The 22,205-nt window shown below is 44.2% G+C and carries 22 protein-coding genes; 12 read left to right on the forward strand and 10 right to left on the reverse strand.

What is annotated here, in order from left to right; all coding sequences use genetic code 11:
- Nucleotides 1-84: 84 nt before the first annotated feature.
- Nucleotides 85-486, reverse strand: coding sequence for a GFA family protein (locus VEA_RS23680; protein WP_012842460.1), 402 nt, complete (start codon nucleotides 484-486; stop codon nucleotides 85-87).
- A gap of 203 nt (nucleotides 487-689) precedes the next feature.
- On the opposite strand from VEA_RS23680, the gene VEA_RS22085 reads away from it, so the two are divergent.
- Nucleotides 690-1,319, forward strand: a complete 630-nt coding sequence (locus VEA_RS22085) for a hypothetical protein (protein ID WP_012842461.1) — start codon at nucleotides 690-692, stop codon at nucleotides 1,317-1,319.
- 124 nt (nucleotides 1,320-1,443) lie between these two features.
- Nucleotides 1,444-2,727: a peptidoglycan DD-endopeptidase ShyA gene (gene shyA / locus VEA_RS22090; protein WP_031780190.1), complete on the forward strand. Its 1,284-nt coding sequence runs from the start codon at nucleotides 1,444-1,446 to the stop codon at nucleotides 2,725-2,727.
- A gap of 108 nt (nucleotides 2,728-2,835) precedes the next feature.
- On the opposite strand, the gene VEA_RS22095 is transcribed toward shyA, so the two are convergent.
- The gene (locus VEA_RS22095) at nucleotides 2,836-4,656 is read right to left on the reverse strand and encodes a putative bifunctional diguanylate cyclase/phosphodiesterase (protein WP_006742077.1); all 1,821 of its coding nucleotides are present in this window, start codon (nucleotides 4,654-4,656) and stop codon (nucleotides 2,836-2,838) included.
- Between the two features lie 183 nt (nucleotides 4,657-4,839).
- Entirely contained in the window at nucleotides 4,840-5,727 is an 888-nt protein-coding gene (locus VEA_RS22100; protein WP_005391202.1) for a LysR family transcriptional regulator, read from the reverse strand.
- 105 nt (nucleotides 5,728-5,832) lie between these two features.
- Between VEA_RS22100 and VEA_RS22105 the strand changes: the two genes are divergently transcribed.
- The 3 genes from VEA_RS22105 (at nucleotide 5,833) to VEA_RS24610 (ending at nucleotide 7,819) form a co-directional block, all read left to right on the forward strand.
- Nucleotides 5,833-7,026 (forward strand): multidrug effflux MFS transporter, encoded by a 1,194-nt coding sequence (locus tag VEA_RS22105; RefSeq protein ID WP_012842462.1) that lies wholly within the window; start codon nucleotides 5,833-5,835, stop codon nucleotides 7,024-7,026.
- A gap of 177 nt (nucleotides 7,027-7,203) precedes the next feature.
- Entirely contained in the window at nucleotides 7,204-7,551 is a 348-nt protein-coding gene (locus VEA_RS22110; RefSeq protein WP_005391198.1) for a hypothetical protein, read from the forward strand.
- Between the two features lie 133 nt (nucleotides 7,552-7,684).
- The gene (locus tag VEA_RS24610) at nucleotides 7,685-7,819 is read left to right on the forward strand and encodes a hypothetical protein (protein ID WP_005391196.1); all 135 of its coding nucleotides are present in this window, start codon (nucleotides 7,685-7,687) and stop codon (nucleotides 7,817-7,819) included.
- Between the two features lie 126 nt (nucleotides 7,820-7,945).
- Here VEA_RS24610 and VEA_RS22115 read toward each other — a convergent pair whose 3' ends face one another.
- From VEA_RS22115 to VEA_RS22125, 3 genes are all read right to left on the reverse strand, one after another.
- The gene (locus VEA_RS22115) at nucleotides 7,946-8,560 is read right to left on the reverse strand and encodes a glutaredoxin domain-containing protein (RefSeq protein WP_005391194.1); all 615 of its coding nucleotides are present in this window, start codon (nucleotides 8,558-8,560) and stop codon (nucleotides 7,946-7,948) included.
- A 44-nt stretch (nucleotides 8,561-8,604) separates the two neighbouring features.
- Nucleotides 8,605-9,462, reverse strand: a complete 858-nt coding sequence (locus VEA_RS22120; RefSeq protein WP_005391192.1) for a DMT family transporter — start codon at nucleotides 9,460-9,462, stop codon at nucleotides 8,605-8,607.
- A 464-nt stretch (nucleotides 9,463-9,926) separates the two neighbouring features.
- Nucleotides 9,927-10,898 (reverse strand): porin, encoded by a 972-nt coding sequence (locus tag VEA_RS22125; RefSeq protein ID WP_006742074.1) that lies wholly within the window; start codon nucleotides 10,896-10,898, stop codon nucleotides 9,927-9,929.
- Between the two features lie 609 nt (nucleotides 10,899-11,507).
- Between VEA_RS22125 and VEA_RS22135 the strand changes: the two genes are divergently transcribed.
- Both VEA_RS22135 and VEA_RS22140 read left to right on the forward strand, forming a co-directional pair.
- Nucleotides 11,508-12,566: a porin gene (locus tag VEA_RS22135; RefSeq protein WP_012842463.1), complete on the forward strand. Its 1,059-nt coding sequence runs from the start codon at nucleotides 11,508-11,510 to the stop codon at nucleotides 12,564-12,566.
- A gap of 221 nt (nucleotides 12,567-12,787) precedes the next feature.
- A complete protein-coding gene (locus tag VEA_RS22140) occupies nucleotides 12,788-13,402 on the forward strand; it encodes a fumarylacetoacetate hydrolase family protein (protein WP_005391187.1) in 615 nt (204 codons plus the stop codon).
- Here VEA_RS22140 and VEA_RS22145 read toward each other — a convergent pair.
- The 3 genes from VEA_RS22145 to VEA_RS22155 form a co-directional block, all read right to left on the reverse strand.
- Nucleotides 13,399-13,710, reverse strand: coding sequence for an AzlD domain-containing protein (locus tag VEA_RS22145; RefSeq protein ID WP_006742072.1), 312 nt, complete (start codon nucleotides 13,708-13,710; stop codon nucleotides 13,399-13,401). The genes VEA_RS22140 and VEA_RS22145 overlap by 4 nt on opposite strands.
- The gene (locus tag VEA_RS22150) at nucleotides 13,710-14,420 is read right to left on the reverse strand and encodes an AzlC family ABC transporter permease (protein WP_006742071.1); all 711 of its coding nucleotides are present in this window, start codon (nucleotides 14,418-14,420) and stop codon (nucleotides 13,710-13,712) included. The genes VEA_RS22145 and VEA_RS22150 overlap by 1 nt, the downstream gene beginning before the upstream one ends.
- 79 nt (nucleotides 14,421-14,499) lie before the next feature.
- On the reverse strand, nucleotides 14,500-15,327 hold the full coding sequence (locus tag VEA_RS22155; protein WP_006742070.1) for an AraC family transcriptional regulator: 828 nt from the start codon (nucleotides 15,325-15,327) through the stop codon (nucleotides 14,500-14,502).
- A 230-nt stretch (nucleotides 15,328-15,557) separates the two neighbouring features.
- On the opposite strand from VEA_RS22155, the gene VEA_RS22160 reads away from it, so the two are divergent.
- Nucleotides 15,558-16,190 (forward strand): LysE family translocator, encoded by a 633-nt coding sequence (locus tag VEA_RS22160; RefSeq protein ID WP_006742069.1) that lies wholly within the window; start codon nucleotides 15,558-15,560, stop codon nucleotides 16,188-16,190.
- 79 nt (nucleotides 16,191-16,269) lie between these two features.
- Nucleotides 16,270-16,692, forward strand: a complete 423-nt coding sequence (locus VEA_RS22165; RefSeq protein ID WP_006742068.1) for a GNAT family N-acetyltransferase — start codon at nucleotides 16,270-16,272, stop codon at nucleotides 16,690-16,692.
- Nucleotides 16,693-16,792: 100 nt separating this feature from the next.
- Here VEA_RS22165 and VEA_RS22170 read toward each other — a convergent pair whose 3' ends face one another.
- Nucleotides 16,793-18,487, reverse strand: a complete 1,695-nt coding sequence (locus tag VEA_RS22170) for a phospho-sugar mutase (RefSeq protein ID WP_012842464.1) — start codon at nucleotides 18,485-18,487, stop codon at nucleotides 16,793-16,795.
- A 330-nt stretch (nucleotides 18,488-18,817) separates the two neighbouring features.
- On the opposite strand from VEA_RS22170, the gene coxB reads away from it, so the two are divergent.
- The 3 genes from coxB to VEA_RS22185 are packed head-to-tail and all read left to right on the forward strand — an operon-like array spanning nucleotide 18,818 to nucleotide 22,169.
- On the forward strand, nucleotides 18,818-19,981 hold the full coding sequence (coxB, locus tag VEA_RS22175; RefSeq protein WP_006742066.1) for a cytochrome c oxidase subunit II: 1,164 nt from the start codon (nucleotides 18,818-18,820) through the stop codon (nucleotides 19,979-19,981).
- Entirely contained in the window at nucleotides 19,978-21,609 is a 1,632-nt protein-coding gene (ctaD, locus tag VEA_RS22180; RefSeq protein ID WP_006742065.1) for a cytochrome c oxidase subunit I, read from the forward strand. Before coxB ends, ctaD begins: the two co-directional genes overlap by 4 nt.
- A 20-nt stretch (nucleotides 21,610-21,629) precedes the next feature.
- Nucleotides 21,630-22,169, forward strand: a complete 540-nt coding sequence (locus tag VEA_RS22185) for a cytochrome c oxidase assembly protein (protein ID WP_006742064.1) — start codon at nucleotides 21,630-21,632, stop codon at nucleotides 22,167-22,169.
- Nucleotides 22,170-22,205: the final 36 nt, after the last annotated feature.

A 22,205-nucleotide genomic window follows, 5' to 3' on the forward strand; every position in this document is an offset into this window, starting at 1 on the left:
AAAACTCGGTTGATCATTCTCAAAAAAATCTCATTTATCGAGCTTTTGCTTTGACCATGATAACGACATAGAGGGGGATTTCCCCTACCTGATGTGTTCCATTGTACATTCGAAACTCACCCATCCATGTTTCCTCTGTTCATAGATTGAAACCGTTGGTTGGTGGAACTCTTTATCAGTAAAAAGACCGACGGGAATGATCATGATTTCAGGAAATGTAGAGACCAATAAGCGCATTGTCGTGCCGCAAGAAGGGCAAAACTCATACTGAACCTCGCTGCCATCATCCCCCATTCGCGTATAGCAGGTGACCTCACCGTTTAAAGTTACGTGCTCTTTATCAAAGCGAGCCTGTACCCCAAACACACTGCCTGTCCGCTTTTGGCATTCAAAACAATGGCAGACAGACGTACGGATGGGTTCTCCCTTACAACGGAGCTCAACTAAACCGCAGGCGCATTCGCATGTATGAATGGTTGTTGTCATCGTGATTACCTATTCTTCCCAATACACCAATGAATTTGGAACACTGAGAGCAGTGTCAGTGGCAAGTTATGAACTCTGGGCTTGAAAATCATTTGGATACAGTCAGTTTAGTTTAATTTTGAAACCCTTGAAGGGATGAAATCATTTGGGTATACAATGCTATACTCGCTTTTTCATTTATACCTTTAAACAAGGAAGTCTTCATGGCTCACAAAAGAATCCTGCCGATACCACTTATTCTTCTTATTCCGATCGTATTATTGGTCGTGGTTGTGATCGCGGGTGTTTATCGCTTTAGTTTGTCTGATGAAGAGATCATGGCTAAGTTCCCTCAATCGGAAGCAGAAACCAATGTTATTGTGCAAGAGACGCTGGGAATTACTTCACGCAACCCATGGACGATTCAAGTACCAGAGCAGGGAGCGGTCACTTTTCTTGATGAGTGGGATAAAGAAAACGGCTATTTGATAGGCGATTATGATGCAGGTGCGACAAAAGGTCAGGTACTCGTTCCAACTGCGTTTATTAGTCAGCGTGATATTGAGAGTGTTTCATGGATTGCTGCACCGATGATTGTAACGACACAAGGTAGCGGTTCGTTTAACTATGTTGGCTTGTTTAAGTTTGACCCCGTTCCGAGCCGAGTTGTCCTTTTAGACAGTATTTTTGTCGGTGATCGCGTTAAATTTACCCAAATCACATGGGAAAGTGATGCCATTATCGCGCTTTCATATTTAGCGCATGGTGACGATCAAGCAATGGCAGATACGCCAAATCAATTAAATTCATCCACATTAAAGCGTGTAGGGAATAACTTACATATGCAACAGTGATGAATTTTTTTTGAGTTCTGTAAAAATTCAGTGTTTTCTGCGCTAGATCTCGAAATTTCATAGTGATTTCTTATACGGGAATGCATAAGCTATGAGCCTTGTTTGAAAGGAGATAGTAATTCCCGTGTCTACAAATGAAATTACAAGACGGTTGCCGAATCTGACAAGTCGTAGAGCGCTGCTGTTATACTCCTTGCCAGTTTTAGTTGCGATTGGTGTTTCTCACTCTCTCAAAGAGTCATCTTTAACCAAAACCATCGCATTGAACCTGCCTGAATCTCAGGTCGTTGAAAAAATTCTTGATGCGACAACTGCCGAAGTTGTCACTCCCCCGAACTTCGAATATCAAATCCAAGCTGGTGACAACCTAAGCACTATTTTTAGCCAGCTCGGTTTCGGTTACAGCTCGTTAATGAAAGTAATGGAAACGGATTTGAACTACCTTGCACTTGATACACTAAAGCCGGGCAATACGCTCCGTTTTTGGCGTGATGATGCGACAGGCGAGTTAGAGAAAATGGAACTGCAATTTTCTATTGCAGATAAAGTGGTCTACCAACTAAATAGTGATGGTAGCTATGACTTTACCGATATCTCGATTCCTGGCGTGTGGAGCCAAGAACCATTGGTTGGTGTTATTCAAGGCAGTTTCTCTTCTTCTGCAAGTCGACTAGGTCTAACGTCGGCAGAAGTGAGTCAAGTTGTGAGCTTACTCAAAGAGCAACTCAACTTTGGGCGTGATCTTCGTGCAGGTGATCGATTTGAAGTCGTTCGTCGTTCGCAAAGCATCAATGGTGTACCAACGGGCAAGAACGAAATTGAGGCGATTAAGATCTACAATCGCGGACGTGAAATCACGGCTTACCTTCATACCGATGGTCAATTCTACAATGCTAAAGGTGAAAGCTTACAGCGCGCATTCCAGCGTTATCCTGTAAGTAGCCGTTGGCGTATCAGTTCTGGCTTCAATCCTAATCGTTTACATCCAGTAACGGGGCGTGTTGCACCGCACAACGGTACTGACTTTGCCGTGCCAACCGGTACACCAGTCGTTTCTACTGGTGACGGTACAGTGATCATGACTCGTAAACACCCATATGCGGGTAACTACGTGGTTGTTGAGCACGGCAGCAAATACAAAACTCGTTACTTACACCTAAGTAAGATTCTGGTGAAGAAAGGGCAAAAGGTTTCTCGAGGCCAGCGTATCGGTCTTTCCGGCAAAACAGGTCGAGTGACAGGGCCACACCTTCACTATGAATTGATTGAATACGGCCGTCCAGTTAACGCTATGCGAGCAAACATCCCAATGGCGAGCTCTGTTCCTAAGAAAGAGATGGCAACCTTTGTCGCGAACAGAGATGAAATGGATAAGCTATTACGCGATAAAGAGAAAGCAGTGCTGTAACAAAGTACTTCGCTCAAAAAATAAAAAAGAGACTAAGCATAGCTTGGTCTCTTTTACTTTATGCATTAGCTAGATTTACATTCCATGACCGTCGCTTGTTTAGAGCTCTTAGGCGCTCCGCACTTCACGTTCATTTATCAGGTGTACGATTTCATCAACACTGTGTGGGCGAGAGTAGAAATAGCCTTGAATGTAGTGGCAGCCCATTTCAATTAACTTTTGTAGTGCTCTATCGTCTTCTACGCCTTCGGCAATCAAATCCACATCAAGCAGTTCTGCCAATTGCGCTATCAAAAACACCACTTGTTCAGAGGTTGTATTTGAGAGCATGTTTTGAACGAAGGTTGCATCGATTTTAATGCTATCAATCGGATAATTGTGTATATAGTTCAAGCTTGAGTATCCCGTACCAAAATCATCCAACGCGACTTTAAAACCTAAGTACCGCAATGAGTTAAGTACCATCTGTTCACGGCCACTTTGCGAGAGTAAAACGGTCTCGGTGAGCTCTATAACAAAGTCTTTTGCTTCATGCTGATACTTTTCAACCATGTTAGTTAGGTGGTTAATATAGCGGTTAGAGTCGACCAGCTCATACGCAGAGCAATTGATAGAGAGTTTAACTTTGTATCCTAAGTTGGCTTCTAGCTCTTGTTTTGCGATACATGCGAGTTCAATAATACGTTCACCCAACTCGATAATCAGGCCTGATTGTTCGGCAGCTTCAATGAATTCCGCAGGAGATATGTTCCCGTAAACATTGCTGTTCCAGCGGGCTAGGATTTCAAAGTAATTCCAGCGATCACTTGTGATATCTACGATTGGCTGAACAACGACATACAGCTCTTCGCTATCATGTATGTCAGCGCTTAGTTGAATGCGCATGGCTTCAATAAGCTGCGTTCTACGGTGATAAAGGGCGCTAAGATGTGTGTCGTAATGCTGAATTCGTGTATCGCGATGTTTTTTACAGTCTTTGAGAGCGAGACTGGCATTCAAAATTAGCTCATCGCTGTTCAACATATGTACTGGTGCGCGCGCGATACCAATACTAACAGTGAAAGAAATTCGGTTAGATTTGTCGCTGTAGCCGCTTTCAATTTTGTCGAGTACTTCCTGACACACGGCGACAGGATCTTCATCGTAAGTAATGAAGGCGAATTCATCTCCAGCGACACGAAAAGCGTTGTTTGGCGATGACAAGCTTTGTTGAATGGCGTTTGCCGTAAACTTAATAATTTGGTCGCCGATGTAGTTTCCGTTGATATCATTGATCGATTTGAAGTTATCGATGTCTAGGTAAGCCAAACTGAATGGACGAGTGGCCTGTTGCGTCAATGTCTCCAAGGTATCAGCTAAGCAGCTACGGTTGAGCAGCCCAGTTAGGTTATCATGCGATACTTCATAGCTAAGCTGATTAAGAAGCTTATCTGAACGTTCACTGACCCACTTTTCACGTAAGCTGTGAATAATGACATTGGCATAAAAGCGGTGGAAGTCGAGGATATCTTGCGCTTCCTTAGCGTGGATGCTTCGGGTAAAGGTGGACAATAAAATTCCCAGAACCTCGCCATTTTGTGTCTTTAATGGCAGACCAATGTAAGCTTGAATACCATCCTCTTGAAACATCTGATCTTCAGGAAAGCGTTTGTAAACTTGGTCCTGATAGAAAATATGTTCGCCAATGTCTTTTGCCACTTTTTCACAGGGGGTGCCTGAAAGGTGGTAGCTTAGATTGTCTGTAATTTTTCCATTGCTAGCGAAGGAGATGGTATGAGCCGAATGTTGAAGATGCGCAACTTCTACAACGCAAGTGCAATGGCTCTGCAATTGTTGATGAATATCTAACGTGACTCGGTTTAGCTGAGCCGTGCCGTTTAGCTTCAATATTTCATCAATTTTGTGGAAACTGATTTGTACCTGACCCATTGAGCATTTCACCTAGCGTTGTGATTACCATATCGTGTGAGACACGAAGAATTATTATTTGATATGCATCAAATAAACTATCGGTTACTAAGGCGAATTTTTCAAATTTTGTGAACGAACAAATCATTATTTTCATGTTTTTATGCTTGAACCTTTTAAAGGTATAGCGATAAAAACGCTAAGCTAGGCGCGCTTCTCCTCTTCTAATCGCGATTTGAGATAATCGAGGAACAGCTTAGTTCGGGTATGCTGATAATCCAGCTTTGGATAGTAGGCATATACAGTGGCTTTATCCGCTGTGATATCGGGCAAGATAGGCACTAACGCGCCGGATTTGAGATCATCTTTGATCATGACGTTATTCGTCATCAGAATACCCATGCCTCTTTTGGCACCATGAAACAGCGCTTCTGGGTTGGTCGTGGCAAAGTTACCGGACAAGCTGATACGTTTGCCTCGATTGGTTTTGATTTCGCGTGAGGGCTTTTCACCCCAAATCAGGACATTATGCTCTGTCAGATCCTCAACGCATTGTGGTGTGCCATATTTTTTTAGGTAACTAGGCGCGGCGTAAAACTGGGCTTTATGTTCGAAAAGTGCGGTGGCTTTGAAACTTAGCGAATTAAGTTGCTCTAATTCCCGGCTAATAAACAGGTCTAAGCTTAGCTCTGGCAATTGGCCCGGTAGCGTTGTCGTTAATTGAAGCGTAATGTCTGGATATTTCTCAAGAAAATCATCTAGGTAATGCACCAAAAACTTAGAACCAACCGCCAGTGTCGCGCCAATTTTCAATAACCCCGCTGGTGATTGATTGACTGAGCGAGTTTCATCTAATACTGATTGCCATGAATCCAACTGATTTTTTGCTCGTTGATAAAACAGCGCACCAGCTTCGGTTTGGCTAATAGAGCGGGTCGTGCGTTTAAGTAGCTGAACGCCAATTTTATCTTCTAGCCATTGAACTCGTTTACTGATAGCTGAGCTGGTGGTATTGAGTTTCCGCGCTGCAGCATTAAAGCTACCTTCTTCGACCACACGAATATAACTCTTCACGCTTTGAATCCAGTCCATTGTGTCTCCTTGGGAATTAATTCCTTTCCAACTTAGCTGATTATCATCTTTGAGTATCAAATATACACTGTTTGCCATCAATCTGTCACAAAGTAGGAGGAACGTTTGCGTAAAACACCATTGTTATTAGCGATGATGATCATTGCCACAGGCCAAGTTGGCGTTAGTATTTATCTTCCTTCTTTGCCTTTGATTGGTCATGACTTGAATTTGCCGCAACATTCGATTCAGAACCTCGTCACACTATTTCTCGTTGGCTTCGGTATCTCTCAGCTGTTTTATGGCCCATTGTCTGATGCGATTGGTCGTCGACCAGTATTTATTCTGGGCCAAAGTGTGTACCTAGTTGGTACGGTTATGTGTATCGCTTTTTCGGACAACATTATTGCTCTTGAAGCGGGGCGGTTACTTCAAGGTTTGGGAGCGGGCAGTGCCTCGGTGCTTGGTCGCTCCGTATTGCGTGACAGTTATGACGGTATGCAATTAACCAAAGCGCTATCTTATATTTCAGTAACTGCTTCTGTGATGCCAATTATTGCTCCACTGTTTGGTGGCTGGATTGCTTTTCACCTGAGCTGGCATGCTGTCTTCGTGTTTGTGCTGATTTACTTAATGGCTATTTTTACGCTTGGTTTATTGGTGCTGCCAGAAACGCTGCCTTACCCGAAGCGAAAATTTAAAGTAGGCCAAGTAAGCGCGAACTATTTGCGTCTGTTAACGAATACTCAAGTGATTGGTAGTGCGAGCTACAACTGGCTTAGTTATTTATCGGCTCTGGTCACGCTCTCCTTGTATCCATTTTTAATGCAACAAGAGTTAGGCTTAACGGCGGCAGATTACGGTTCTTTGATGATCATACCGTCAGTTGGTTTGCTGACGGGTAGCTTGGTGCTTAATTTGATCAACGCTCGTTACAAAGCTCAGCAAATCTTGCTGATGAGTTTCGCGATTGTTGCTATTGCTGGCTTCATGTTGTTGGTTACACCCTTCAGTGTATTTTCATTACTAGTGGCATTTACGTGTTTAAGTTTTGCCCAAGGCATGTCGTTTCCGGTATCAATTAGTTTGTTGCTGTCGCCACATAAGCAACAGGCCGGAGCGGTTTCTGCGCTATCTGGATCAATTCAAATGTGTTTAGCCGGGTTGTTTGGCGGATACTTGGTAGATTCTTGGGTCACGAATCAAAACCAGCTTGGGGTGTTTTATTTGTTTATTGCGTTACTTTCTTGCTTTGTTCTCGTACTAAGCCAATTTCGTAAAGTGCCAGAAGGGACGATTCAAGCAGAAACTTCCACCTGAATATACTTGCAACGAAAGAGGCAGCTTTCTAAAATGCGCTGCTAAATTAAGTCAGGATCATTGTGTATATTGAATGACTCAGTTTGAGAGGAAGAGGGCAATGCCTGATGCTCCTCTCAGCTTGGGGATACCTTTCTGCCCAAATGACTATCCGATCTCTAATCGTTAGGTGAAAGAATGCAACAAAACGAATTTGAAACACTGGTAAAAGAAATTACTCAGCAAGAAAGCATGCCAAAGGCACTCGAAGTCTTGAAGGCGTGTGAGGAAGAAGAAGTTGCACAAGCGGCACAATCCCTAACGGGTCAGTTTGGTCTTGCAGAAGTTGATGGCGAGAAACGTATTTACCATATTACCACTCAAGAAGACGAGTCCGGAGAAGAGCAAGAATACGTGGAGCACGTCATGAATGAAGGCGATCACTTGATCAAATTTGCTGCGTGGTTCTTTGAAACATTCTTTGAAATCAAACAGAAAGATACGTACGTCGCAGCGGGTAAAACATACCAGCAACCTAAGCGATAGGCGTCCGTTTCGAAAAAGTAATCAGAACCAATCTGAAAGTTAATTACAAAATAAATGTGACATAAGTCTTGTTTTTATCTAGTTGTGGTGTAAAATTACAACATAGTTAAGTCAATACATTCAGGAGAAGGTCATGGGTAACGAACTTGGTGGTGCTTATATTGGCCAGATGATTGCAAAAGACGCGATGCACAAAGCGCTTTACGGTAAAGCGAAGAAGAAAAAAGCTTCTGTTTTTGCTCGTGTTATGAAAAAACTGGCGAAATAATTTAAAAAGCCCTGATTGAAAAATCAGGGCTTTTTGCTTTTATCTGTCTTGTTTTTAGTGGCAGCCTACATATTGAACAACATTGATAAACCACTACTCAAAGGCGGATGGCATTTGAATCAAACGCTAAGCGGATTGGCTTGGTATCTCCACGACATTGTTAGGCACTTTATCTAGCCCCTTTGCTGCTAACCACTTTTCTAAATCGTCAGCGCCTCCAACATACTTTCCATCCAACCAGATCTGCGGCACTGTTACCGGCGTTTTTTCTCCAATGATGGCCTTTACTTCGGGGATCATGCGATACAAAGCGGCGCTGTCTTTAACCACGTCATGATACTCGTATTGAACACCAGCATCGTCAAGTAGTTGTTTCGCTTTGACACAGTAAGGGCAGGTGGCTTTACCATAAACAATGTTGCCTTTTAGCTCATCGCGTTTGACCCATTCAGCGATAACTGATTGCACAAGCACGCCCCGGTTTAGCGCTTCTCCTTGGCTGACCACTTTTCCTTCGACAAGAAGAATCGGTGCATGCCAGGCCCCTGCTTTTAATGGTTCCCACCAATGTGATAACCAATCTTTTACTTCCAGTTCAACGGGGACATCAGCGAGTTCGTTTTTAAAAGTATCCGTCAAAATATCTTTAGTTAACGTACATTCACCACAAGGAATATTGACTTTGAATGGACCCCAACTACCAGCCCAGCGGTACAGTGTAATTTTGATTGGTTGACTCATATGGTGTTCCTCATTTCCTTTCCTGAAAATATAGAACCTTGAAATTAGACTTTTCTTTCAACTAGCTTTGTCTTTTTCGCTTCCCAGTGCGTAATAAACGCAATGGAGGCAATAATAATCGCGGCGCCTAGCCATAAACGACCGGGTGGTACCCAGCCAAACACCAACCAGCCAGCAACGACATTCAAAGGCAGCTTTGCGTGATCAAATGGTTGCACAAACGAGGCGTCTGCTACTGCATATGCTTTAACGATAGCCCATTGAGCGAGTGCTGTAAGCGCGCCTGCGGCTAAAAGTACGCCCCATATCGTCCAGGTATTTGGCATCGTAAATGTCGGTATTGCCAATAAGATATTAAACGGCGTTATCAGCAGTAATAAATAGACAACCATGGTTGAGGGCGGATCGTTGACCGACATTTTCTTTACCATCAGAGAATACGCTGCCCAGAAAAATGCGGCGCCAACAGGAAGCAGGGTCGCCCATGTAAATGAATCTGCCCACGGCTCAAGAATGATCATAGCACCAACGAACCCTGTTAATGTCGCTAACCAGCGTGCAGTACCTACTTTCTCTTTGAGTAACAAGCCAGATCCAACCGTTGCAAATAACGGAGAGGTCATCAGCAGCGCAATGCCTTGCCAAATCGGAACTGGATAAGCGAGTGCCCAAAGCCAAAGCTGAATCCCGATAACAGAGAGAAAAATACGGAAGGCATGCCAACCAAAGTGTTGGGTTCTTAGTGAGCGTCTAATTCCAAGTGTACGCAGATAGGGCAGAATGACAAATAAGGCAATAGCGTATTGGAATAATGCGAATGTGGTGGAAGAGACACCAAAGTTGATGCTAGCAATTTGGGCGAAGCTGTTCACTATGGCGAATGCCAAGCCAGCTGTTAGCATCCAGGACGCACCTTGAACAGGATGATGATTCAATTGAAAAATTCCAGTTTGATAGAGGTGGCGGGATCATACGTCCTATTGTTTTTCGCGCCAATAAAAAAATGCCTCCCAGAGGGAGGCGACATTACCAATTCAAAGGACGTGCCTGTTATAACAGGTACAAAGAACGAGAAGCACAAACGCTGCCATGCATTTGCATAATTGGTATTGCAGAACGCGTGCCAATTTTTATCTATTTGATTTTAATGGTCTTTTTATTTTAGTTCGGTTGGCTATTAGGAGAAATGCACTAACTTAGTGACAAATCGCATTAAAAGAGGGCAGAGGCAGGAGTCACTACGCTCGTTTTTCATTGCAGAGCGACGTTTGGATAGTGTGAAATCTTATTGAGTTATGTTGGGTTACACAAAAAATGGCCAGCAAAGGTGCTGGCCAAGTGGACTCGCTCTTAGGATAAGAGTGAATTAGAAATCGTAACGTACGCCTAGGCGCAGTGTATCTTCGCCTTCTGTTACTAGACCTGTTGTTGCATCTTTTGCTTCATCAAGTTGGTTGATGTAGTAAGACAGGTAAGTACGGAAGTTGCTGTTTAGTTTGTAGTAACCAACAAGCTCGATACCTTCAACGGTGTCGTACTTTGAACCGTTGTCTGGATCATTCTCTTGAGCTGTGTATAGCGCAGCAAGTGTCACTTTGCTCGCTACTTTGTAACTTGCGACTAGCTCGTAAGCCGTAAAGTCTTCAGCGTCAGTCAGGGACCCTTGAGAATAAGTACCTGCTAGGTATAGGTTATCCATCGAGTAAGCGATACCACCTAGAACTTGATCTTCAGAGTTGTCTTTATCTACGTCGCCACCAGAATATGCAAGACCGAGGTCTAGGCCCATTGGCAGTGAGTACATTCCAGAGATGCCGTATTTATCTTCGTTATCACTAGAGTTTGCTTGGTAGGTTGCTTGTAGTTGTAGTGCATCAAACGCACCACGGTATGCGAAAACGCTGTCTTGCTTATCAGAAGAGGAATCGATAACTTGCTGAACACCAGAGAACTCAGTGATATCCGTCATGTCAGAGATGATGACTGCAGCCATGTCTTGACGACCTACAGAGAAAGCACCGATATCAGAGTCGACACCTGCATACATGTAGCGGTTTTTGAATTCACTCTTGCCCGTTTTTTGCTCGGCTTCGTAAACACCGAATGCAGAAAGGCCATTGCCGATGTCCGTTTTACCTTTTAGATTAAGACGAGCGCGGCTTTTATCTTCCATTGAGCCTTCAACTTCAGCACCACCTGAACCGATGAAGTCACCACGGAACTCAACGCGGCCGCCAACTTTTAATTCAGTACCGTCGTTTTTGTATACTGTTGCTGCGAATGATGGTGCTGATACCAATGCTGTAAGAATTGCAGTAGTTAGTGCTGCCTTTTTCATTTTCTTATTACCCTAGTTGTAATCGATGGGCTTTCTTGCCCGATGTGTTGATGACGTTAAGGTAAACGCTGAAAATGAAAGATAGATTTCTGTTAAGTTATGATTTGATTGCACTTTTATTGCTGGCGAGAATAAGTGCCCCTTCTTATATCTCTTATAAAAAGAAAGGTTTTATCTTTTTTGAGGTTTTTCTGCCTTCTATTGGAGACCGTGCTTTTTTCAAAAAGTTCCTGAACCTATTTTTGTTCCAAAATGTAAGTAAATATTTCATTTTGACGGGAAAGTTATTTTCAAAAGTTGGGGGTCATCAAGTATTTGTGAGCACTATCTCGTTAAAGCATTTCTTTTTGTAAGGTTTTTACGCCTGGATTTTTTTCGGATAAGTAAACGTTTGCTTTTTAGTTTTTTGCTGAGAATTTTTCACTCGGTTATCAGGAACTAATCAAATAAAGTGTCGGCAGTTGTTACACAAAGGTAAATCCATTCTGGCGGAGAAGATGCCCCAGAGGGCCTTTGTATTCCTTTCTGTGTTCATCATTTCGTTTTACGAAAGTGAATCAGAGCTGGGTCTAAAACTGACTAACCAACTAATAAGTAATGGATTTAGAAATGAATAAAAAATTATTAGCAGCGGCAATCGCAGCAGCAACTTTCGGCACTCAAGCAGTGGCAGTGGAACTTTATAATAACGATGGCACAACATTTTCGATGGGCGGCCACGTTTCTGTTAACTTAAATGGTTCAGAGCAAGGTGACACGGATGTTGGTACTAACTCTCCTCGTATCAATATCTCTGCGACACAAGATTTAGGCAATGGCTTCACCGCAGACGCACGTGGTGAATGGGCTCTAAACTACTTAGATGGCGGTGAAGAGTCGTTTAAAACTCGTCTAGGTTACTTAGGTTTAACACATGAGGTTTACGGTCGTGCAGTAGGTGGTACGCAATGGTCACCTTACTATGATGTAGCAGGCATCGCGGATATGCCAATTGCGTTTGCGAATGACTTCATTTACGACGATCACGGAAACCTAGGCACAGGTCGTGCGGATAAAATGCTGTCTTATCGCAATGGCTTTGATTTAGGCGAAGCAGGTGTGATTAACGTTGGTCTTGGATGGCAAGGCGCAAATGATGAATACACGCGTAACGACGCAGGTACTATCACTGGTGGTCTTAAATACGATGACCGCATGCAAGTTGCACTTTCTTACGCAATCATAGGCGCGAAAATTGGCTACTCATACAACGGTGGTGACTTCCAACACCCTGCTTACACAGGTAAACACACCGCAGAATCACATGTTGTGTCTGCATCTTACGGCGCTTACGGCCAAGGTCTGTTCCTTGCCGCGGTATATGGTTCAAATGAAAATATGAACTTCAGTGTAAATGGCGACCGTTTGGCGGAAAGTGATGCGTACGAAGCGATCATCGCATACGCTCTAGCGAACAGCTTAAACTTGAGCGTTAACTACGAGATGGTTGAAGGTAAAGAGTTCAAAAATTCTAAAACAGAAACCGCTCGTGAGGAAATGGCACTGCAGGCAGAGTACAACTTCACGCCTAAATTTGTTGGTTACGCGGGTTACCAGTTTGACCTAAATGATGACCATGGTCGTGAAACTGATGACAAATGGGCGATAGGTGCTCGTTACTACCTATAATAGGATTTAGCGAGAACAATCATTCACCCTTATTGATTTAAAGCCAGCCTCGTGCTGGCTTTTTTGTCTATTTGTTTTGTAAATACCGTGATGTTTCAATTAGATGATACAAAACTCAAAACGGGGTGAATGTCTTATTTTTCACACTAGAGGATGGGATTTAGTGTCGTTAAGTCAATAGGTTAGATTATGATGAGGTTTTTGTTTTGCAGGGAAGAGCGATGAGCGTTATTCAAGTTGAAGAAAAGAAAGTAGAAGTGGGTAAAGTGCTTTGTGTTGGGCGAAATTACGTTGAACATATTCATGAGCTTGATAATGCGATCCCTGAGCAAATGGTGGTATTTAATAAACCCGCGACTTCCGTATCGACGACTCTGCGTTCATTTCATCAAGAGCCTCTTCATTACGAGGCTGAAATCTGTTTTCTGATCAAAGATGGACGCTATTCAGCGGTCGGTTTGGGATTGGATCTGACCAAGCGCGGTTTGCAGTCTTCACTTAAACAACAAGGGTTGCCCTGGGAGCGTGCTAAAGCGTTTGATGGCTCCGCAGTGTTTAGTCGATTTGTCTCTTTGGATAACATTGATATTAATGATCTTAACCTAGAGCTCTTGATTAACTGCGTTCGTGTACAAAAAGGTCACGTTAACCAGATGCTCTATCCGCCGCTAACCATTTTGGATGAATTAACGAGTTACACAACACTTCAAGATGGCGATGTGGTAATGACCGGCACACCAAAAGGAGTTGGTGAGGTGCATCAAGGTGACATCTTCCTTGGACGATTAAAGTGTGGTGATGTCACCTTGTTGGAGATTGAGTGGGTGGCGAATTAAAGCCAAATTCGCAGAACGAGAAATACCACCATGCTGATCACCGTCGTTAAAAGAACATTTTTAGTAAAGTACGCGATTAACGCAGCCAGCAAGGCAGCCAATAAAAATGGGTTGTGCACATTCACGCTGAGTGCTCCATCGGGAATGAAAACGATAGGCGCCCAGATCGCAGTGAGTACCGCAGGGCTGGCGTAGTTGAGCACTTTTTGTGTACGTGTCCCTAATCGCAGTGGTAGCTTGGGTTCTAAAAACAAGTAGCGGCTGGTGAAAACAAGTCCCGTCATCAGTAAAATAGACAACATGATCATTAGTGTTTCTCCTGTACTTGTTCCACAAAGTAGCCTGTAATCATGGCTAAAATGCTCGAAATCATCAAACTTCCTTCCACTTGGTAATAGGTTAGGGCGACCGAGCTCACTAATGCCACGACAATACTCGCGAGCACCGCCATATTTTTAATAGTCGGAACTACAATTGCGATAAAAGTCGCGGCCACAGCAAATTCCAATCCCATTTCGTTTAGTTCAGGGATCAGGCTTCCCGCAATAATGCCCGTCAATGTCGCGATATTCCAAAACAGGTAAAAACTCAAACCTGCCCCAAGCGCATACCAGCGATTAAATTGTTTATCGGAATGATGACCTACAATCGCAAACAGCTCATCAGTGAGTAAGAATCCGAGTGATAACCGCCATTTAAGAGGAAGTGGTGCAATTTTACTGCGCATCGATACACTGTAGAGGAAGTGTCGAGAGGTGATAAAAAACGTTGTTAGTAACATGGTTACTAGGCCTGCCCCCGATTTAATCATCCCCATCGCGACGAGCTGCGCGGAACCTGCGAACAGAATGGCGGATAGTGCTTGTCCTTCCAAAGGGTGAAGCCCAGTATCAATCGCGAATGAGCCTGCGAGCAAACCCCAAGGTAACACCGCGATACTCAGTGGTATCATCGCAAGTGTGCCTTGCCAAAATAGCGTGGCTTTTGATTCTTCTTGTAACGGCAAAGTGTGGTCCATAGTTTATTCTTAGTTATTCCTAAATCAGGCTACCAAGATAGCTCGGTAGTCGCATAACGCCTTGTACAATATTGCTGCTTTAGCTGTGACGGACGTATTGGCCGGGAGTGACGCCCATGGCTTTTTTAAAGTGTCGATGCAGATGGCTTTGATCATGGAAGCCACATTCTTGTGCCACATCTGAAATTTTTTGTCCCATTTTTAGTAGCTTCTTCGCCATACGTAAACGTTGCTGAATTTGATAAGCATGGGGAGGGAAGCCAAACTGTTTTTGAAACTCTCTTAGCAAATGAAAAGGGCTTAACCCAGCCAGTTTTGCGAGCTCTTCTAGCGAGACGTCCGTTTGCGGGAAGTCTTCCAAAAACTCTTTGACCAACTGTATTTGTCGCTGAGCTCTGGTTGATTCTTTGAGCGGTGCCCGGTGGGTGCTGTGTTTGCTGGCTAGTTTGATCAACGTGCCGTAAATCAAAGTTTCTCGTAGTAGTCGGTTGTCTGATTTTTCTAGCGTTTCAAACACCAATCGCAACTGACTAGCCAGCTCAGGATCGTAAACCACAGGTTGAGGAAAATAGGGCAGAGCTACATTTGGTGAACCAAGCTCTTGCCCCAAGGTCTGAAACTGCTGTGGTACGGGGTACATTGCTTTGTATTCCCAACCGCCTTCTGAGGCCGAATGCCCGTTGTGTACTTCATCTGCATTTACAAGGATGATGCTGTCCTGTGGCGCGATATGATTTCCGCCTGTTCGAAAGAACTGCTGTGCTCCCTTCTCGATGACGCCAATAGTGTAACCTTCGTGGCTATGGCGTGAAAAATTCTGCTTCTCATACTTTGCATCGAGAAGTTCTAAACCGCCGAGCTCTTGAGCTATCTTGAAGGTAGCGATTTCCTTATTCTTTTCTTTCATCTTTATCCGGTCTGCTCAAGAAAATCATCTTAGAAGTGTAACGGATCCATCGTGCTTATTTTTGTACAAAATTGCTATTCGATTTTTATAAATAGGCGAATTGATTATTATTTTTCGTCCTAGCAAACTATGATTTTTATTTTCTGAATTATCTTGGTGATTTTGGGCTGGCTGTTGTTATTTTGTTGGTATAACATTCGCCGCTTTGTTGTAGAAAAAGCGGTTCCATCATGATTGATTTATCTGTACTTCCTGTTTATCTCACCGCAGTAGTGGCTTTGTTGCTGTTACCAGGGCCCGATATGTTGCTTATCGCGAGCTCTAGTATGAGTTACGGTAAGAAGGTCGGTCTGTTTGCTAGCTTAGGCAATGCGACGTCTGGTGTTATTCTTACTTTGCTTGCTGCAATGGGAGTATCTACCCTGATTGCAATGAGCCCAATCGCCCTTAAAGTCCTTCATCTATTAGGTGGCGCTTACTTGCTAAAAATGGGCTGGGACTGCTTACGAGCTGAGGCATCTTCGGCTCCAGAACTTGATAATCAAAACAAAATGGCATCGACTTATTATCAACGAGCCTTGATGAGTAATTTGCTTAACCCTAAAGCATTGGTATTTTTTGTGATGTTTTTGCCGCAGTTTGTCTCAAGCAATATCACAGCGTCTTCTGGTGAGCAAATGCTGGCACTAGGGTTATTGTTGAACGTTCTTGGCTTGTCATTCAATTTATTACTTGTTGGGTTAGCAGGCACATTGGGCAAAGGGCTGCTCGAGAACGAAAAATTCCGCACGTATCAACATAAACTAATGGGGTTAGTGTTTGTTATTCTGGCGTTGTGGATGCTGAGCAGTTTCGCCTTGTAAAGTTATCATATTCCATCAGAAAGCCAGCAATTGCTGGTTTTTTGTTTTAGGATATTGGTGTTTCCTAAGGAGAGGGTATATGAAGCTTGAATTTTGTTTAAATCCAGATCAAACAGACCTTGATTCTGTTCGTGAAGGTATTCGATCTTATAACCGAATGCACTTGCCTGAAGGGGAAGTGCATGCTGTGGGCTGTTTTGCTAAAGATGAGAATGGCAAGACTATGGGTGGTCTGACTGGCGAAATGTTTAAAAACACGGTGTTTGTTGAGTTTTTGTGGGTAGATGCTGAAAGTCGGACATCTGGTCTCGGTAGCCAGTTAATGTCAATGTTAGAAGAAAAAGTAAAGCCTCACGGGGTTACCCATGTTTATTTGGATACCTACAGCTTCCAAGCTCTCGAATTCTATCTCAAATTGGGTTTTGAAAAAGTAGGGCAGTACTCAGGCTATCCTGCAGAGGGCATCCACAAGTACTTTCTACAAAAGGAAATTGTAAGCTAGGGAAAAGCACTGGTTAGCTTGACTTGTTCTAGTTAAAATCAAAAAAAGAGGCGCGAATTTGCGCCTCTTATCGTATCAGGTGTCTCTGCTTCTCTTTGACTTACAAACTTGTCTGATGCGCGTCGATAAGTTCGTTCATCTTCGCCTCTGCCGCTTGCTGTGCTTGTGCATAGCTCATATCCGCAGGGAAAAGGTTGATGACTTCGTAGTAACATTTTAGTTTTGGCTCAGTACCCGAAGGGCGAACAATCACACGAGACTGATCTTCTAGGTGATAAATCAATACGTCACTTGCTGGTAAGTCAATGGATTCTTCAGAGCCGTCGTCAAACATGCGAACTGATGTTTTTAGATCTTCAGTTACTGCGACTTTTTTACCAGCAATCTCTGTTGGTGGGTTTGCACGGAGTTTGTCACCGATTGGTGGAGAGTTCGGGTCGAGAGCGATACTGCGCTGCGCGTTAAAGTAGAAACCGTGCTCGCGGTACAGTTCTTCCAGTTTATCCCATAGTGTTTTGCCTTGAGCTTTAAGTTTACCTGTTAGCTGGGCAAATGCGACGATTGCAGATAAACCATCTTTATCCCACACCTTGTTACCTACGGTATAACCGAGCGCTTCTTCATAAGCAAACAAGAATGGATTGGCTTCTGTCTCTTGCTCCATGGCAACGTTAGTGAGCCATTTGAAGCCTGTTAACGTTTGGTAGTATTGGGCGCCATGCGCTTTGGCAATGCTACTCAGCATTCTTGAGGATACGATGGTGTTGCCAACCAAAGCGTTAGATTGCTGTTCTAGCAAGTAATCGCCAAACAGTGAACCCACTTGGTCGCCGGTTAACATTTGGTATTCGCCATCTGGGCGTTTAACTGCCACTGCAAAACGGTCGGCATCTGGATCGTTAGCGCAAGCGATATCTGCATCTACGGACTTACCTAATGCCATCACCATATCCATTGCACCGGCTTCTTCAGGGTTTGGGAAGTTGACGGTTGGGAAGCTGCCATCAGGTTCGCGCTGTTCCTTAACACTTGCCACTTTTTTGAAGCCAGCGTCTGCGAGGAGCGTTTCCGCCATATTCGCCCCAACGCCATGCATCGCAGTGTAAGCGATAGAAATATCGGTGTTGTTGTCAGGAGTAAGCAGCGCGTTTTCGTTCATCGTTTTACGGTAAGTTTGGTAGTAGCCGTCTTTCAACCAAACTAACAAACCGCGCTGTTTTGCATCATCGAGAGACATTAAAGGTAATGGCTTTGTTGTTGCGTCATCAATTTTCGCTGCGATTCCAGAGTCGTGCGGAGGAATGATTTGTGCGCCATTCTCCCAATATACTTTAAAGCCATTGTACTCTGGTGGATTGTGGCTAGCGGTAACAACAACAGCGGCCGCAGCATTCAATGTACGGACACCAAACGCAACAATTGGGGTTGCTGCAACATCGTATGTTAGGTAAACCTTGATGCCAAGGGCAGTCAGTACGGAAGCGGTATCATGCGCGAATTGTTTTGAATCAGGACGACCGTCGTAGCCAATAACGACACCACGACTTGCGGCATCTTTGACCTGCTCTAGCAAATAGTTTCCTAAACCAGTGGCGGTCTCTTGAATCACCAAACGGTTCATTCGGTTTGGACCTGCGCCCACTTTGCCGCGTAACCCTGCTGTACCAAAGGCAAGGCGCGATCCAAAGCGATCAGTAAGCTCTTGTTCATTATTTGTATCGACGAGGTGTTGTAGCTCTTCGCGAGTCTTAGGATCAGGGTCTCGTTCTAGCCATTGAGTAATTAGTGCTGTCATATCAATCATTCCTTAGTAGGGGGCGCCTACTTTCTTGGACACTTCGTTTTGTAAGTATCTCAATGTTTTCTTTTAAATTAATGTAAATGGTTCTCAATTACATTTCAAAGAGGGCAATCGATAAACCGAATTAATTTTTCTTATCCGAACAAAATTTAATCATATTTAATTTCTTGAAGAACCTTGGAACTATAACTAGCCTTTTAACATAAATATAACAAACCGTGTCGAAATCGTAGTTTTTGTGATTTTTCGTAAAGTTGTTCGATATTTGCATCGGGACGCAAGGAAGCTCGCGCAAGCGTAGCGGCTGAGCAGAGGAGAGATCTTTTGAAAAGATTAACGACTACTCTAGCCTTATCACTGAATGTGATTTTAATCACATTCTCCTCTTTCAGTTGGTCAAAGGAAAGTGACTACAACATGACCAAAGGGGTCACAGCGATAAGTGGGCAAGTGTATGAATTACATATGCTGATTTTCTATATCTGCTGCGTAATTGCTTTGATTGTATTTGGTGTCATGTTTTATTCCATCTTTCGTCATCGCAAGTCAAAAGGAGCAGTTGCCGCACATTTCCACGAAAGTACAAAAGTGGAAATTATTTGGACGGTTATACCCATCATCATTCTTGTCGCCATGGCGATTCCCGCAACGAAAACTTTAGTCGCAATGGAAGACACAAGCCAATCAGATATCACGGTCAAGATCACAGGCTCGCAATGGAAATGGCATTACAGCTATTTTGGTGAAGATGTTGAGTTCTTCAGTTTGCTTGCCACCAGCCAAAAGCAAATTGATGGTATCGAGACAAAAGGCGCGCATTATCTATTGGAAGTAGACAACCCTTTGGTGTTGCCTGTGAATCGCAAAGTGCGTTTTTTGATGACTTCTGATGATGTCATTCACTCATGGTGGGTGCCGGATTTTGCTGTCAAGAAAGACACCATCCCTGGTTTTATTAATGAAGCATGGACAAGAATTGATGAGCCAGGCGTATATCGCGGTCAATGTGCGGAGCTATGTGGTCGTGCACACGGGTTCATGCCGGTGGTGGTGCATGCGATGGAAGAAGAAAAGTTTGATGAATGGTTAGCGAGTAAGAAGGAAGAAATCGCACTTCAAAAAGCGGCGGCACAAGAGGCGCTCTCTCAAGACTTATCCATGGATGAGTTGATGTCGCAGGGCGAATCTATATACACGGCGCGTTGTGCTGTGTGCCATCAGGCTAATGGTGAGGGGATTCCGGGTGCATTTCCCGCGATTAAGGGCAGCCCTATCGCAACAGGCCCAATTTCAGAGCACATTGATGTGATTGTGAATGGCCGTCCGGGCACTGCAATGCAGTCTTTTTCGAACCAGTTAAGTGACAAAGAAATTGCTGCGGTCATCACATACCAGCGAAACGCATGGGGCAACGACACTGGTGATAGGGTGCAAGCATCCGATGTGAATGCCTTTAAGGCACAAGGCAGTGCTAAGGAGGAAATATGAGTAAGCCAATAGAAAAGGCAGTGAAGTCTGTTCCAGCGGAAGCCAGTGCAAACAGTACCATTGCGATTGATGATGGCCATGATCATCATGCTCCCCAAGGTATTGCTCGTTGGCTGTATTCCACAAACCATAAAGATATTGGCACCCTGTACCTTTGGTTTAGTTTTGCGATGTTTTTGACTGGTGGGGCGATGGCGATGGTCATTCGTGCCGAACTATTCCAGCCTGGACTACAGCTGGTTGATCCACAGTTTTTTAATCAAATGACCACGGTACATGGTTTGGTGATGGTGTTTGGTGCTGTGATGCCAGCATTTACGGGCCTTGCTAACTGGATGATTCCAATGATGATCGGTGCTCCAGATATGGCGCTACCTCGCATGAACAACTTGAGCTTTTGGATTCTACCTTTTGCATTTCTTATTTTATTGAGCTCGTTGTTTTTACCTGGCGGCGGCCCCGATTTTGGCTGGACGTTCTATGCTCCGTTGTCCACGACTTATGGCCCAGATAGCACCGCGCTGTTTGTATTCTCTGTTCACATCATGGGTATCAGCTCCATCATGGGCGCGATCAACGTTATCGTGACGATCGTAAATATGCGAGCTCCGGGAATGACTTGGTTCAAGTTACCAATGTTTGTTTGGACTTGGTTAATCACCGCTTTCTTATTGATCGCGGTTATGCCGGTATTAGCGGGTGCGGTGACGATGGTTCTTACTGACAAATATTTCGGGACTAGCTTCTTTGATGCAGCTGGTGGCGGCGACCCGGTGATGTTCCAACACATCTTTTGGTTCTTTGGTCACCCAGAAGTGTACATCATGATTTTACCGTCGTTTGGCATCATTTCTGCCATCCTTCCTGCTTTCAGTGGCAAGAAGCTGTTTGGTTATCATTCGATGGTTTACGCGACGTGCAGCATTGCGTTGCTGTCTTTTCTTGTGTGGGCGCATCACATGTTTACAACGGGGATGCCAGTTTTTGCAGAGCTTTTCTTTATGTATTGCACCATGCTGATTGCGGTACCAACCGGGGTGAAAGTCTTTAACTGGGTCGCCACCATGTGGCGTGGGGCTCTGACATTTGAAACGCCAATGTTGTTTGCAATTGCCTTTATTGTGCTCTTTACGATTGGCGGTTTCTCAGGGTTGATGCTGGCGATTGTGCCGGCGGATTTCCAATATCATGACACTTACTTCGTGGTTGCGCATTTCCACTATGTGTTGGTATCTGGTGCTGTATTCTCGATTATGGCGGCTGCGTACTATTGGCTACCTAAGTGGACAGGCAATATGTACGACCACAAGCTGAGTTTGTGGCATTTCTGGTGCTCGATTATTTCAGTAAATGTTTTGTTTTTCCCGATGCACTTTCTAGGTTTAGCGGGTATGCCAAGACGTATCCCGGATTACGCTATTCAGTTTGCTGATGTCAATCAAATCGTCTCCATTGGTGGATTTGCGTTTGGGTTGTCACAATTGATCTTTTTATGGGTGGTGATTAAGTGTATTCGTGGCGGTGAAAAGGCCGCTGCAAAACCGTGGGAACGTGCGGAGGGCTTAGAATGGACAGTGCCAAGCCCGGCGCCCCATCATACGTTTACTACGCCGCCTAAAGTCGATTAGAAACAAACGGGGTGAGTGAGATGAAACCGAATCCATCAAACAAAAAGCTCACAGTGAAGTTGCTTTTAGCGACCCTTTTGATGTTTGGGTTTGGCTACGCACTTGTCCCATTGTATGACGTAATGTGCGACGCACTGGGTATCAATGGAAAAACAAGTGAAGTGGCCGCCATTCAACCAACTGGTATGCAACCGGATATGAGCCGAACCATTCGCGTGGAGTTTATGGCGCATGTAAGCCCCGATATGCCTTGGGAGTTTAAACCCAAAGTGATTTCGATAGACGTTCATCCCGGTGAAGTCGTGCAAACCGAATACCTTGCATTTAATGAAAGCGGGCAGAAGTTGGTAGGGCAAGCCGTTCCCTCTGTTTCTCCCGGGAATGGTGCCGCTTATTTCAATAAGATTGAGTGCTTTTGTTTTAACCAACAGCCTCTGGATGGTAAACAACATGCTCAAATGCCGTTGATTTTTTATATCGAACCGGACTTACCGGAGTCGATACACACGTTAACGCTGTCTTACACACTCTATAAACTTCCCCCTCCTACAGGTTCTTAGCCACTCAAGGAGAGAGATACAGACCAAGGCTGGTCA

The organism is Vibrio antiquarius, from assembly GCF_000024825.1.
Taxonomy (GTDB): domain Bacteria; phylum Pseudomonadota; class Gammaproteobacteria; order Enterobacterales; family Vibrionaceae; genus Vibrio; species Vibrio diabolicus.